Here is a 14,656-nt window from a genome sequence, read left to right as displayed (position 1 = left end):
AAGTGCTAATGGATTGGAGTAGTCTTTTAAGAAGGTATAAACGTTTTGCTTTCCTGTGCAAAAACAGAGCGATATCAAATTTGAATCGGTCTGTTTTTATACCATTACCCGGGAAATTGAGGAAGAAGATCACAATCTTCGAGTCGGACTGCCGGTTCATGTCGAAAAAGTGATGGGTTAGGGGAAGGGCAAAAGACTTCTAGTGCTGCATTTTTGTCTGCAACCAACGTTTGTGAAGCTCCATGCTTCAGGGTCAATATGATTCTACGAAGAAGTAACTGATTATACTCAGCAGGTACAATGCAATAATGATGCAGATAACGATCAGGGTTGATTTTTTCATAGGGGATTCTCCTTGGCAGGTATTAATAAAAAGAGACTGGCCGAGCTGATGCCTCCACAATATTGCCTACTCTCGCACTTTTATCGAGAGCTAGGGAAGGAATCAGTGCAGTATTTACAGAGCATTTCAGCAAACTCCAATGGAACAGCCCTCATGGAAATGAGCTACCATGGAGCCGGCTATCTTCTGACAGAGTCGTCTCGCTATATGCGAGGCTAACCTGTATTTACACATGGAGAAGGTCCCACAAACATCCTTGATGAAAAAAAGTGCTTACTGATATTGAGATGACTAAGCTCTCAACGATTTATTATTCCATTCCTCCTCCTGTAGGAAGGGAGAGACTAGCCTTTGCGTCCCTTCGTGCAAGCTGGGATAGGCAGCGGTGATCCGCGCACTGCACTTCTTACATACAAGCAGAATAAATCAGCGAGGCTCCCAGCTTTCTTGAGTTAGCTTCAGCGGAGCAGGCGGAATGATCCATTAGAAGCCTCAGCCCAGCAGGCGGAATGTTCCAGAAGAAGCGCCAGCGTTCCCCTCAAAGCTTTCTGGAAGAAAGCTACTTCGGAAGCATCGGCTTCTCCGGATTTCTACAATAGCTACTACAAGTTCAAGGAAAACCCGAGACAAGAGGGACCGGAGGGAACATCCGCATGCGGAGCGATGCAGTACTGGGAGCAACATCCGCATACGCAGCGATGCAATACTTGGAGAAACATCCGCAGGCGGAGTCAAGCTGGTTTTATTATTGAGACAACTAACTTCTCAACGATTTTATTCCTCTCCCCCTATGGGAAGGACGAGACTAGCCTTTGCGTTCTCACGATCCATTGCTGGAAGTGGGGAAAGGGATTAGCACCTTCTGCGGGCAGAGCAACGCAGCAGTGCTCTCTCGGGATCCCTGAATAGCCTCGGCGCAGCAGGCGGAAAGTTGCAGGAGAAGCTTCAGCGGAGCAGGCGGAATGTTCCAGGAGAAGCGCAGCGTGCCCCTTTGTCTCCGGATTTCTACGATGGCTATAACTAGTTCAAGGAAATCTGGGGACAAGAGGGATCGGAGGGAACATCCGCATGCGGAGCGATGCAATACTTTGAGAAACATCCGCATTAGTAACGGTGCAGTCGTGCAGAGCGATGCCTGCAAGGTAAAAGCATGCGAAGCAATGCTAACAACAATCCCCCTCCTAACCCCCAGCACAAAAAAGACGACACCAGCAACAGCTAGTGTCGTCCTTCCCACTTTAAAATTACTTGCTCGCCTTATAAGCAGCCAAGTATTCCTTCACCTTCGCCGGATCCGCTACGAGCTCGTTGCCGGTTTTGACGATCGGGCTCACGGTGGAGTAGGCTTTGATTTTGTTATTGTTGTAGTAAGCAAGGATTTCATCCTGGTTGATCGAGTAGAGCACCGCTCTTCTCAGATCTTCGCTGCTTGCCACATCGCGATTCTTCGTATTGAAGAGCAGGTAAGATACCGCGTTGCTCTCAATGGTTTGCAGCTTCAGCTTGCTGTCGCCCTTCACAACGTCGTACTTCGTTTCAGGCACGCCGTAGTAGAGGTGAATCTCGCCGCTGCGCAGCGCGGAGAGCGTGCTGTCGGCGTCCTTGATGAAGCGGACTTTCACTTGCTCGATTTTCGGCTCATGCTCCGTACCCTTCATGTAACCAGGGTTTTTGTAGAAGATGGCCTCGTAATCGTTCTTGTAGGACAAGATGTAAGGACCGCTTGCAAACAGCGTATTGTTGTATTTGTCGCCTTCCGTTACCGTGTTTTGGTCACCGTAAGGAATGTCTTTGTTCACATCGAATTTCTCGACATCATAGGTGTTGATGGATTCAACTTGTTTCTTTGACACGATCCCTGCGGATTGGTGAGCCAGGTAGTTCAGAACTTGCGGGAACGGCTCAGTGGTCGTCAATTTGATGACCTGGTATTTACCGTCCTTGGTGCTGGCCTGGTTTTTGTCGCTGACCAGGGAAGTGATTTTGGTGTCGAGGCCTTTCTCCAGCGCTTCTTTCACGCTTTCGCCGCCACCGGACACCTTCGTGTTCTCCAGTACGCTCAGATCCGTGACCGCTTCAACGGTATTGATGTGCTCGTGAAGGGTGTAGGTACGGTGATCCGGCACGGAGTTTTTGTCCTTCGCACGATTCATCGAGAAGATGACATCGTCTGCACCAACGCGCTCGCCGGAGTCAACGGCTTTTTTATCCGTGATTTTGGCGAAGTTGATATCGTCGCGAAGAATGAAATAGTACTCCGAGTTGCCTTCCGCAATGGCATGATTATAAGACAGAGAGCCTTCGGACGTGATTTTGTCGTCATCGGTCAGGTTGATCAGACGGACGTTCATGTTGGTGTTGATGATGTTGATGGAACCGTCGTTTCCTTTGATCGGGTCAAGGGAAGTCAATTCGGAAATCGATTGGGACAAAATAAGCGGCTGCGTTGCGCGCTTCGACTGGTCTTTGAAATCAACGGCTTCCCATGGCAGGGAGCGGGATTTCGACAGACGGACGGAGTTCTCGTCAAGAACGTCCTTGTTGAACGCCTGGCTCTTCAGAGAGATGTAAAGCGGCGCAATGTAGGCTTTTTCCGTCACGAGGCGATCCTCGAGCTTTTTATAAGTGGCAACAGCCTCTTCCGGCGTTTGGGTAGCGGCTTCGTCAATCAGCTTGTCCACTTCTTCATCGGACATAATGCTGTAGTCGCCGCCGGTTTTGAACAAGGAACGAACGGCATAGTCCGGGTTACCGGTAACCGTCGTCCAGCTGGACAGCGCGACATCGTAGTTGCCGGCATCCTGCTGGGCTTTGAAGCTGCCGTAATCAGGCTGAAGATTCAGCTTCACGTTGAAGCCGTTTTTGGTCAGCTGGTCACGGATGATATTGACATCGGATTCGTTAGAGCTCATACCGAGCAGCTCAATCGTCACCGCCGAAGCGTCCGTGGACGAATCCGTTGGTTCTTGTTGGTTTTGCTGCTGTGCGTCCTCTTTGGTTTTTACGTTGCATCCTGCCAGTACGATGACGAGCGAGAGGAACAGCAACAGCAAGGAACTCTTTTTCATGGTGATTCCCTCCTGAGTGATGTATATATAAATTTGTTTGAAACCGTTAATTGGGTACTGCTAAGGCCGTCAGGCTAGTCCAGCTTCGGATCGAGCGCATCCCGCAGTCCGTCCCCCAAAAAGTTGAAGGACAGCACGAGGGCAATGATGGCAAGACCCGGATAAATCGCCAGGTAGGAGTTGGTCTCCAGATACGTGCTTCCGATTTTGAGGATATTTCCCCATTCCGGAATATGAGGCTCTACCCCAAGGCCCAGGTAACTCAAACTGCTTGTCGAGATGACCGCCGCACCGATGGTCAACGTCGATTTGACGATCATAGGCGCAAGGGAATTCGGAACGATATGCTTGAAAATAATCGAAAAATTGCTGGAGCCGAAGGCTCTGGCCGCATCCACGTATTCGTATGTGGAAACAAGCATGACATTCGCCCGCATCGTTCGGGCATACGTCGGGATGGCCCCTACGCTAAGCGCAAGAATAAGGTTGACCGTATTCGCGCCGAATGCCGCGATGATCGCGATGGCGAGCAGGATGCCCGGTATCGCATACAGCACGTCAAGCAGCCGCATGATGATGTTGTCCGTCTGACGGCCGTAATAGCCGGATATGGCTCCAAGGATCCCGCCGATAATCACCGGGATGAGGGTGGATGCGAATCCGACGATCAGCGAGATTCGTGCGCCGAACACGATCCGGGAGAATAAGTCCCGCCCGAAATTGTCGGTGCCGAACGGATACTCCAGACTGGGCGGCAGCAGGATCGCGCTGTAATTGTTGTCGATCGCGACGCTGTAATCAAAGGTGAATACGCTGCATACCGACAGGCAGAACAGAAAGATGACAAAGAACAAACCGGCCATCGCCGTCGAGTTGGCAGTCAGCTTGATCCATACGTCGCTCCAGCGCGTCATCGCCGGATTGCCATTCTTGCGGATTTTTGCCAGCAGGTTAATCCCGAGCACCAGTGCAAAAATGTTGCCGGTTGCCGCTGTAACAATAATCGGCAGCGCGAGCCACACAAGCTTCGGATGCGCATAGTGGCTCGTAACGAACTTAGCAACCAAAAGCAGTGCGATCAGTTGAAGGATTGCAACCACGACGAGGATGAACATCGCCGGTAGAAAAGTGTTCGATACATAAGGCTTGAACAAATTGAGCGCCGAGATAGCGATGACATAGAGCTGGGTTAGCAGCATGTACACCGCAATGGTGTACTCGGGAGGCTTCTGCTGTTTGACGAGGTTAAAACCGAACGTAACGGTAAACAGATTCCCGGTTATGATGCTTAGCAGCTGGATGTATCCGAGCAATCGGGTTGATCGCCTGATGTCCCCGGTCCGAAGAAGGTCCCGCCGGATCAGGAGCGTAATAATCATCTGAACGATCGTAAATAGGGCATACGCAGCAAAGGCGGTAAATACCCAAGGCTTCAAGGCGCCTCCAGCGAAATCAAAGCTGTTCAGCAGCAGGATCACGGACAGAGTCAATGATATAACCCATGTGAAGCTGGCTTGACGGTACTCCGGTGATGATTTCAGCTGGTGTGCAGTGCCTTGCTTAGATTGTAGCTTCTTGATCATGAGTACACCTGCTTTAGTATTGTTTCATCTTGGATCGGATCCGTGGATCGAAGAACGCGTACAAGATATCGATAATGACGTTCACCAGCGATATGGTGATGGCGGTATAAACGACGCCGCCCATGATGGCCGGTATATCAGGGATGAATTGCTTGTCCACGATGTAGCTCCCGATACCGCTAATGTTGAACACTTTTTCCGTAACGGCCGAGCCGCCCATCATACCCCCGAATTGAAGACCAATGACGGTGATGATCGGAATAATGGCATTGCGGACCGCATGCTTCATGAGAATCGTCTGTTTTCCGAGTCCCTTCGCTCTGGCCGTGATCATATAATCTTCATGGATGACCTCAAGCGTCGAGGAGCGCGTCATTCTGGCAACGGAAGCGGTAAGTCCCGTACCGAGCACAATAACCGGCATCACGATGGACAGCCAATTCTCCGGATTGAAGGTTGCCGGCAGCCACTGCAGCTTAATCGAGAAATTCAGGATAAGGATTAATCCTTGCCAAAAGTTCGGGATAGACAATCCGATCAGCGCAACGAACATGAACGTATAATCGAAGAACGAGTTCGGTCTGGTTGCCGAAATAATGCCGATCGGCAGCGCGATCGCAATCGCAATAATGAGCGAGATGACGGTCAGCGTCAGCGTGATCGGGAATTTTCGGGCGATGCTGTTCGTAATATCCTCGTTGCCCGAGAACGATTTGCCAAGATCGAAGTAGGCAATGCCCTTGATGTTGTTCCACAGCTGCGTCAGATAGCCTTGATCGAGACCGTGCATTTTATTGAAGGCCGCGATCTGCTCCGGCGTTGCCGTCTCTCCTAAAATATTGGCTGCAGGATTGAACGGCGACAAGTACAGGATGGTAAATACGAGAACCGCTACCCCGAAGATGACGAGAATCGTCATCGCAAGCCGTTCCACAATATATTTCAGATAGGGACTGCGATATAAAAATATAAGAATATACATCAGCAGACCCGGGATCAGTGATATAATGAAGAATAACGGATTGGCGATCAGTCGGTCGAACGTATCGGCCATGGTCAAACGCTTCTTATTATTTAATAGAAGCTCCTTGGTCGTCCGGTCACGTAGCTCCTCCTTAAACCGGGCCTGTGCGATTCGTTCAACTTCCTGCTGGAGCTGCTGCTCGCTGATCTTCTGCTTGAAGAACTCGTGCTTGCGCTTCTGCTGCTGGGCAATCTCGGCCTGGAGGGCTTCCAAATACCCGGATGCAAGCATCGCGCTGCGAATGCGGTTCTCGGCGGCTGTATAGTCGTCCTTCCTTCGCTGGACCAAATAAAAGAGGAAGACCACGAGATTAACGGGTGCTCCCAATAATAATAGTAAGTATTTATAAGAAGGATTCAGAAGGATCTTATGATAAGTGGTGCTTATCGAACCTATGAGTCCGCCTCTTCTAGCTGCTTCCGTCCCCCCCATAAGGTGTCTTTCCTCCTTGTTTCTAAATTGCATTATTCCGAGCGATATAGTATATTTTATTTTGAGATATATTAAAAGTCAATAGATTATTAGCGTCTTACGCGATGACATAATGCATATGGCAGGTGAGGAAGTTGGAACCGATCTTACAGGTTAAAAATTTGAGCGTCGCCTTTCAATCCCGGGATACCGAATTCCATGCGGTGCGCGGCGTCAGCTTCGAGGTGCGTAAAGGAGAGACGCTCGGCATCGTTGGGGAGTCCGGAAGCGGCAAAAGCGTGACCGCTCGCTCGATCATGCGTCTTCTGCCATCCCCGCCTTCTTATATGAAGGATGGGGAAATCCTGTTTCTCGGCCAAAACCTGGCAGAGAAGACGGAGAAGGAAATGGAGAGTATCCGCGGGCGCGATATCGGCATGATTTTTCAGGATCCGATGACCTCGCTCAATCCGACCATTCGAATCGGCGAGCAAATCTCCGAAGGCTTGGTGAAGCATCTGAAGCTGTCCAAGCAGGAAGCGAAGCAGCAAGCGCTGGAGATGCTGAAGCTCGTCGGCATCCCGAACAGCGAAGCCCGGTATAATCAGTACCCGCACGAATTTTCCGGCGGCATGCGCCAGCGGGTCATGATCGCCATCGCCCTGGCGTGCCATCCGGCGCTGCTGATCGCCGATGAGCCGACAACGGCGCTCGATGTAACCATTCAGGCGCAGATCCTGAATTTGATGAAAAATATGCAGGAGCGTTTCGGCTCCTCGATTATTTTAATTACACATGATCTCGGCGTCGTTGCCGGGATGTGCGACCGCGTGGTTGTCATGAAGGACGGCGTTATTGTCGAGACGGGAACGACGGAGGAGATTTTCGAGAATCCTCAGCATCCCTACACCCTGAAGCTGCTCAACGCGCTGCCTCGACTGGACGAGAAGAAGAAGCCGAAACCGGCCCCTCTGATCGTTCCCGGCACGGATTACAAGGGACCGCTGCTTGAGGTGAAGTCGCTGAAGCAGTATTTTGACATGGGAAAAGGCAAGGTTTTAAAGGCCGTGAACGATATCAGCTTCCATATCCAGGCGGGTGAAACGCTCGGCGTTGTCGGGGAGTCCGGCAGCGGCAAATCGACGACGGGACGAGCCATCCTGCGTCTTCATCAGCCGACGGGGGGCGAAGTGCTGTATCAGGGCATGTCGGTGAACCGGCTGTCGGCTTCGGAGATGAAGGCGATGCGGCGCCATATGCAGATGATCTTCCAGGATCCGTATGCGTCGCTGAACCCACGGCTTAAGGTTCTCGATATTATCGGCGAAGCGCTGGATGTCCACAAGCTGAGCGGCAGCAAGCAGGAACGCAAGAAGCGGGTCGAGGAGCTGCTCGATATGGTTGGTCTGGATCCTGCGTTCGCGACGCGGTATCCGCATGAGTTTTCCGGCGGGCAGCGTCAGCGGATCGGCATTGCCCGGGCGCTGGCGGTAGAGCCGAAATTCATCGTCTGCGACGAGCCCTTGTCGGCGCTGGATGTGTCGATTCAATCCCAGATCGTAAAGCTGCTGGAGGAGCTGCAGCATCGATTGGGCCTGACCTATCTGTTCATTGCCCATGACCTGTCCATGGTGAAGCATATTAGCGACCGCGTCGCGGTGATGTATATGGGGAAAATCGTGGAGCTTGCGGAGAGCGAGGAGCTGTACTCCAACCCGCAGCATGAATATACGAAGTCGCTGCTGGCTGCCATTCCGGTGCCTGATCCCAAGATCGAATCGAAGAAAAAACGGGTGATGCTCGAAGAGCGGACCGGCGAGGATAAGTACAATCTGGAGCATTCGGAGCTGGTGGAGGTTTCGGAAGGCCACTGGGTGGCTATGCCGACCGGGGCTTGACCGTTTGCGGGTTTCCTGAGGCATTCGAGCGCATTGCTCTTGTGAACAGCTTTTGTGAACAGCATTTTGTGAACATATAAATCGTGAACAGCCTCTTCCGGCGGGTTTTGCTGGGAGAGGCTTTTTTGATATACGCTACGTATCTTTTAATACTAATAATGAAGTGCTGCAGCTGCTCACTGAGCAGGCTTCTCCGATGAATTTCTTGAATAAACGGTTAAGTGAATCTCTTAAATAAGCGGTTAAGGAGGGCCCCGGCGTGGCCAGTCTGTCCTGCGTTATATTAGAGTTGCTTACGAGGGCTCGGCGTTGCTGTGCGGCTATCTAGGGCTGGTGGGGAATTTGGTAATCGGGAGAAGCGCCGGTGTGGCATTTTCGCGGCCTTTCCCTCGATTTCTTGTGATGCCTGATTGCATTCTTTGGGATTTGGTGTATTGAGATTGTATCTTTAACGGCGACCGCGGAAGGCCTTCGTCGATCGTTGCTCGGTATCACATGAAGGTGGTCTAGAGCTGCTGGGGATGTGGAAAAAAACTCCTGAGGAGGGCCATAAAATAGAGGAGTTTGCGGACCGCATGACAAATATATAAAACGTAAAGCGTTCTCACCGGCTGTGACAGCCTGCTAGATTTCCCATTGTACGTACAACAGCTTCGCACTTATGAAGGAGGAACATGAAATGAATCGTTTGCAGCAAGGAGATATTGTACTTTTCCAAGGAGACAGCATTACGGATTGCGGACGTGACCGCAATAATCCGAACAGTCTGGGTAACGGGTATCCGCTGCTCGTCGACTCGTGGTTTGGCATGAACTTTCCTGAAATGAACGTGACTTTTCTGAATAGAGGGATCAGCGGGAACCGCGTGGTCGATTTGAATGCGCGTTGGGAAGAGGACTGCCTGGATTTGAAGCCGAATTGGGTATCGATTTACATAGGCATCAATGATTGCTGGCGCCGTTATGATAGCGGGGATCCGACCAGCACGCAGGACTTCAAGGACGGATATCGGAAGCTGATCGAACGGACGAAGTCGGCCCTGGACGCGAAGCTCATTATGGTCGAGCCGTTCGTGCTTCCGCATCCGGAGGATCGGAGAGCATGGCGCGAGGACCTCGATCCGAAGATCCATGCGGTGCGGGACTTGGCTGCTGAATACGGCGCACTGCTGGTGCCGCTGGACGGGTTGTTTGCTGCCGCTGCGGTGCGGCGCGAAGCTTCCTTCTGGGCGCCGGACGGCGTGCATCCGTCTCCTGCGGGCCATGGCCTGATCGCGAAGGCGTGGCTTGAAACGATGGGTGTGCGTCTTAGCTAATTTAGAATGAGCGTAGAACTTTGAGGTGCGGGAGTATGGCGGGCGCCTTATTTGGCTGGCGCTGGCTTTTACTTTCGGGGTGTGACAAGGCTGCGGGCGGTTGTGTATCGTCCGGAGCCTTTTGTATTTTAGGCAAGCCAGAATTTCTGGTTGGCTATTTATTAGGTAACTTTAGCGGAACAAGTCCCTTTTAAGTACCTGTAGCGGGAGAAAGGCGGTAAGTAGGCGGAACAAGTCCCTTTTAGGTACCTGTGGTGGGAGAATGGAGGTAAATTAGCGGAACAAGTCCCTTTTAAGTACCTGTGGTGAGAGAACGGTGGTAAATAGACGGAACAAGTCCCTTTTAGGTACCTGTGGTGGGAGGATGGAGGTAAATAGACGGAACAAGTCCCTTTTAAGTACCTGTGGTGAGAGAACGGTGGTAAATAGACGGAACAAGTCCCTTTTAAGTACCTGTGGTGGGGAAACGGCGGTAAATGGGCGAAACAAGTCCTTTTTAGGCACTTGTGGCGGGAGAAGGAGGTGAATTGTGCGGAACAAGTCCCTTTTAGGTACCTGTGGCGAGAGAATGGTGGTAGATGGGCGGAGCAAGTTCCTTTTAGGTACTTGCGGCGGGAGAAGGAGGTAAATTGTCCTTTCTCACGCCATCTTATTACCACCTATCCCTTGTAAAGCTTTAACGCGAAAAAATAAGTATTGACGCTCCTCATTAAATCCTATAGGATTACTTGTATTAAAGTCTTTTTTAGGGGAAACAGGGGGAGAGAGAACATGAGGGGAAGTAAACATGTACGCAGTTTTACGGCGCTCGTGCTCGCATTCGTCATCGTCTTGACAGGCTGTGCCGAATCGGGCAGCGGCGGAGGCAGCAATGCCGGCAAGCTTTCGGACAAGGTGGAGAATCTGCCGGCAGGCATCGCCGAGAAGGATCCGGTCAAGCTGATGGTCGTCCGCAAAATCGGCGGCGATGACCACACGGCGCAATTTTTGGCAGGTGCGAAGCAGGAGGGGGAGGCGCTGGGATTCAAAGTGGATACCTTCTCCGCCAACGGAGACTCCGCGAAGTTTCATGATGCGATCGCTCAGGCGATTGATAGCGATTACGACGGCTTCATCATTTCGCACGGCGACGATCCGGCAACCGTTGAAGACGTGAAGAAAATTACCGCGAAGGGCATTCCGGTCGTTACCTTTGACTCCCTTCCGGAACTTAGCGAAATTGAAGGCGTGACCCAGACCTCGCAGGACGACGAGCAGCTGGCGAAGCTGGCGCTGGACAAGCTGGTGGAAGAGCAGGGGCCGGACGCTAACATTGTGTACCTATGGGTCGACGGTTTTCCGCCGATGGTACGCCGAAATGCGGTTTACCAAGAAACGTTGAAGAACAATCCGGGCATTAAAGAGGTGGAGCGCTTCGGTGTTGCAAGCGACCAAACCTCCCTTGAAACGCAGAATGCCGTATCCGCCATCCTGACGAAATATCCGAAGGGCGAGATCGACGCGATCTTCGCGACCTGGGATGCATTTGCGATCGGCGCGGCGAGAGCGCTTGAGGAAGCGGGACGCACGGAGATCAAAATTTACGGCATTGACGTTTCGAACGCGGACCTGGAGCTGATCCAGAAAGAGAACAGCCCATGGATAGCGACGGCGGCGGTGGATCCGAAAATGATCGGAGCCGTTAACGTCAGACTGCTGGCCAAGAAGATTGCCGGCGAGGAAACGCCGGAAACCCACAACCTCGAGCCTGTGCTGATTGAACGTTCCAGCCTGGAGGGAGCTTCCGAGGCGGTCAATATGGTGAACCTGGCCAATATTATTCCTAACTGGGGCACCAGCACCGAGTTCGAGGAAGATTGGATGAAGGCCCTTAAAGAAGCAAACGGAAAATAAGCTACGGCATACAGGCGCTCTTATCGGTCATTCGATAAGGGCGCTCTATCCTATTTGAAGGGAAGAGGACATGTGCGAAGCGGTTTGGAGGCAACTAGAACACGCCCGGCTACGGAGGCTGGGGCGGCGTCTTTACTTCAAATGAAGCGAATATCGATTTCATTTCCGGGCGTTAAGGCGCTTGACGCTGTTGATTTTCAGGCGGCCGCCGGAGCGGCGCATGCGCTGATCGGTGCGAACGGCGCCGGTAAATCGACGCTTATGAAGGTTCTATCGGGCGCGTACAGCCATTATGAGGGGGAGATATGGCTGGATGGCCGCCAGGTGAATATCAGGTCCCCGAAGGAAGCGAAGGATCTGGGCATCCAGATCGTCTATCAAGAGGTGGATACGGCGCTCATTCCGAACCTGTCGGTCGGCGAGAACATCATGCTCGACCGGATGGTCCATGATATGGGAGGCCGGCAGGTTATTCGCTGGAACGGGCTGCATCAAGAGGCAGAGGCTGTGCTGGCACGCATGAACATCCGCGTTCCGAGCCGTAAGCTCGTGTCGGAGCTGACCTTGGCGGAGAAGCAAATGGTGCTGATCGCCAGAGCCGTGTCCAAGCAGTGCCGGATTCTGGTGCTGGACGAGCCTACGGCGCCGCTCAGCCACAGCGAAACCGAGCAGCTGTTCAAGCTGGTCCGAAAATTGAAGGAAGACGGGGTAGCCATCATTTTCATATCGCACCGGCTTCCGGAGCTGTATGAAATTTGTGATGATATCACCATCATGCGGGACGGCCGGCATGTCGTAAGCCAGCGGATTGCGGACATCGCTCAGCCGAAGGTGGTGGAGCACATGCTTGGCGCCAAAATGGAGCAGCAGTTTCCGCATATCGAACGGGAGATCGGCCAGGTAGCGTTCGAGGCACGCAGCCTCCATGACCCGGGGAAAGTCCAGCATGTCGATTTCCATATCCGCAAAGGGGAGATCGTAGGCCTGGCAGGCCTCGTCGGCGCCGGAAAAACCGAGCTGTGCCGAGCGGTGTTTGGCGCTTCGAGCACATCCACGGGTGAGATATCCCTGAACGGCAAGCGGCTGCGCATCTCTTCTCCGCACGACGCCGTGCGTCAGGGTATTGCGCTTGTTCCCGAGGAACGGCGCCGGGAAGGCGTGTTCGTGGAGGAGCCGGTATCCGCCAATTTAACGGCTTCTGTACTGTCGCGCTTTACCAAATGGGGCTCGTGGCTCAGCTTCGGCAAAGAGAAACAGGCCGCCAGGGACATGATCGACCAGCTTGGCATTAAGACACCGAATGAAAAGGCAAGGGTGAAAAATCTGTCCGGCGGCAACCAGCAGAAGGTGGCGATCGGCAAGTGGCTGCTGGCGGATGCGGATGTGTATATATTTGACGAGCCGACGAAGGGCGTTGACGTAGGCGCGAAGCGGGACATCTTTCAGCTGGTAGCGGAGCTGGCGAAGCGCGGCAAATCCGTACTATATGCCTCGAGCGAGCTGTCGGAAATCGTCGGCATTACCGATCGGGTGTACATCATGTATGACGGCGCGATTACGAAAGAGCTGGATACGCGGGCATCCACGGAAGAGGAAATTTTGCTTTATTGCACAGGAGGCGGGTTGACATGAATACAGCAAAACCTTTGAAGGAGAAGCCGGCGGCGAGTTTCGCGTTTGACTTTCTATACAAATACGGCACGCTGATCACGGTCGCGGTGCTCATTCTCGTGTTCGGCACGGTTGCCGACAGTTTCCTAAGCACCAGCAATATCATTAACATCCTCCGCTCGATTTCGATTGTAACGATCATTGCGGTCGGATTAACGGTATCTTTATCGGTTGGCGGCTTTGACCTGTCCGTCGGCTCGACGGCCACCCTTGCCAATGCATTGGTCATCTCCATGTTCGTCTGGCACGGGCAGCAAATCGGCATCGGTATCGGCCTTACGCTGCTAATCTGCTTGGCGGTTGGCTTAATCAATGCCTTCCTGGTCATCAATTTCAAGATCGACGATATGCTGATGACCCTTGCTACGATGTTTATCTTCCAGGGAGTGGCCATGACCTATACCCGGGGGGCAACGATATCGCAAAACATGATCATGCCGAGCGGCGACTTTGCAACCGGAAAAATCCCGACGGCATTCGAAAAAATCGGACAGGTGCCATGGATCATCGTCATTATGGTGCTTGTGGTTCTGATCGTCCACCTGTTCTTGACCTACACCAAGCATGGACGATATATGTACATGATCGGCGGCAATCGCGAGGCGGCGGCGTTATCCGGCATACCGGTGAGCCGATATCGGCTGATCGCATACCTCGTATCCGCCCTGTTCGCGACCATCGGCGGCATTATTCTGGGCGCGCGCGTCATGACCGCAGAGGTGAATTCAGGAGGCCCGTACTTAATGGACGCGGTGGCAGCCGCATTTATCGGCTATTCCGTCTTCGGGGCAGGAAAACCGAATGCGCTTGGAACATTCGTCGGCGCGGTGCTGATCGGAATTTTGCAAAACGGGCTGATCATGCTGTCCGTGCCGTACTATGCCATGGACATTGTGAAGGGCTCCGTACTGGCGCTTGCGCTGGCCCTGACCTATTACAGAAAGAGAATGTGAAATCCGAGGCGGCAGCTCCTTTCTTTGAGAGGCCCGATGCAGCATGTGAGGAGATCATCAAGACGAACATTCCGATGTTCGAAAAGGAACCCATTTAAGCCCGGAGCTATAAAGAAAGTTCACAGAACATCGATTACAACCTCAGAATAATCAAAATGGCAGCCGGCGTAACACGGCACCAGAGCAACAGAGCACCAAGGCAACAACAAATGCACCATAGCAACAGAGTGAGCATAGCAAAACAGAGTGAGCAGAGCACCAGAGTATCAGAGAACAATAGCACCAGAGCAATAGAGCACCAGAGCAATAGAGCAACAGGCAACAGGAAACAAAGCATCCACAGTTATATATCAAGGAAATAACGATAGAGGCAGTACGGCATAACCCGTGCTGCCTCTTTGCTTGTTCTGGAGAGAGGCTTGCCGACGTGGAGAAAAAGCCGGTAGGTTGGCGGACCTTCCGGCTTTCGCAGCCACAAGGCAGTTGACGGGTCCGGC

8 protein-coding genes are annotated in these 14,656 nt (G+C 52.5%); 5 read left to right on the top strand and 3 right to left on the bottom strand.

Annotated elements, in window-relative coordinates; all coding sequences use genetic code 11:
* Window positions 1–1,587: 1,587 nt before the first annotated feature.
* The 3 genes from NSQ46_RS24070 to NSQ46_RS24060 form a co-directional block, all read right to left on the bottom strand.
* The gene (locus tag NSQ46_RS24070) at window positions 1,588–3,411 is read right to left on the bottom strand and encodes an ABC transporter substrate-binding protein (RefSeq protein WP_007131569.1); all 1,824 of its coding nucleotides are present in this window, start codon (window positions 3,409–3,411) and stop codon (window positions 1,588–1,590) included.
* A 74-nt stretch (window positions 3,412–3,485) separates the two neighbouring features.
* Window positions 3,486–4,994 carry an ABC transporter permease gene (locus NSQ46_RS24065; RefSeq protein WP_007131570.1) on the bottom strand — a complete coding sequence of 503 codons (1,509 nt, stop codon included), beginning with the start codon at window positions 4,992–4,994 and terminating at the stop codon, window positions 3,486–3,488.
* Between the two features lie 13 nt (window positions 4,995–5,007).
* Window positions 5,008–6,450: an ABC transporter permease gene (locus NSQ46_RS24060; RefSeq protein ID WP_007131571.1), complete on the bottom strand. Its 1,443-nt coding sequence runs from the start codon at window positions 6,448–6,450 to the stop codon at window positions 5,008–5,010.
* Window positions 6,451–6,584: 134 nt separating this feature from the next.
* Here NSQ46_RS24060 and NSQ46_RS24055 point away from each other — a divergent pair, with 134 nt between their 5' ends.
* From NSQ46_RS24055 to NSQ46_RS24035, 5 genes are all read left to right on the top strand, one after another.
* Window positions 6,585–8,327: an ABC transporter ATP-binding protein gene (locus NSQ46_RS24055; protein ID WP_007131572.1), complete on the top strand. Its 1,743-nt coding sequence runs from the start codon at window positions 6,585–6,587 to the stop codon at window positions 8,325–8,327.
* Between the two features lie 679 nt (window positions 8,328–9,006).
* The gene (locus NSQ46_RS24050; RefSeq protein WP_007131573.1) at window positions 9,007–9,642 is read left to right on the top strand and encodes an SGNH/GDSL hydrolase family protein; all 636 of its coding nucleotides are present in this window, start codon (window positions 9,007–9,009) and stop codon (window positions 9,640–9,642) included.
* Between the two features lie 771 nt (window positions 9,643–10,413).
* Complete coding sequence (locus NSQ46_RS24045) at window positions 10,414–11,535, top strand: sugar ABC transporter substrate-binding protein (RefSeq protein WP_342574990.1); 1,122 nt, start codon at window positions 10,414–10,416, stop codon at window positions 11,533–11,535.
* A gap of 141 nt (window positions 11,536–11,676) precedes the next feature.
* Window positions 11,677–13,167 (top strand): sugar ABC transporter ATP-binding protein, encoded by a 1,491-nt coding sequence (locus NSQ46_RS24040; protein ID WP_213616696.1) that lies wholly within the window; start codon window positions 11,677–11,679, stop codon window positions 13,165–13,167.
* A complete protein-coding gene (locus NSQ46_RS24035; RefSeq protein ID WP_213616694.1) occupies window positions 13,164–14,159 on the top strand; it encodes an ABC transporter permease in 996 nt (331 codons plus the stop codon). Before NSQ46_RS24040 ends, NSQ46_RS24035 begins: the two co-directional genes overlap by 4 nt.
* Window positions 14,160–14,656 lie beyond the last annotated feature (497 nt).

It is taken from the genome of Paenibacillus sp. FSL M8-0142 (assembly GCF_038597315.1).
GTDB classification, from domain to species: Bacteria; Bacillota; Bacilli; order Paenibacillales; family Paenibacillaceae; genus Paenibacillus_AQ; species Paenibacillus_AQ lactis.
This window is presented reverse-complemented; position numbering and strand designations above follow the sequence as displayed.

What these genes read in the sequence shown, in the direction of transcription:
- NSQ46_RS24060 (WP_007131571.1), bottom strand. Translation starts at nt 6,450, where the DNA reads ATGGGGGGGACGGAAGCAGCTAGAAGAGGCGGACTCATAGGTTCGATA.
- NSQ46_RS24065 (WP_007131570.1), bottom strand. Translation starts at nt 4,994, where the DNA reads ATGATCAAGAAGCTACAATCTAAGCAAGGCACTGCACACCAGCTGAAA.
- NSQ46_RS24045 (WP_342574990.1), top strand. Translation starts at nt 10,414, where the DNA reads ATGAGGGGAAGTAAACATGTACGCAGTTTTACGGCGCTCGTGCTCGCA.
- NSQ46_RS24035 (WP_213616694.1), top strand. Translation starts at nt 13,164, where the DNA reads ATGAATACAGCAAAACCTTTGAAGGAGAAGCCGGCGGCGAGTTTCGCG.
- NSQ46_RS24070 (WP_007131569.1), bottom strand. Translation starts at nt 3,411, where the DNA reads ATGAAAAAGAGTTCCTTGCTGTTGCTGTTCCTCTCGCTCGTCATCGTA.
- NSQ46_RS24040 (WP_213616696.1), top strand. Translation starts at nt 11,677, where the DNA reads ATGAAGCGAATATCGATTTCATTTCCGGGCGTTAAGGCGCTTGACGCT.
- NSQ46_RS24050 (WP_007131573.1), top strand. Translation starts at nt 9,007, where the DNA reads ATGAATCGTTTGCAGCAAGGAGATATTGTACTTTTCCAAGGAGACAGC.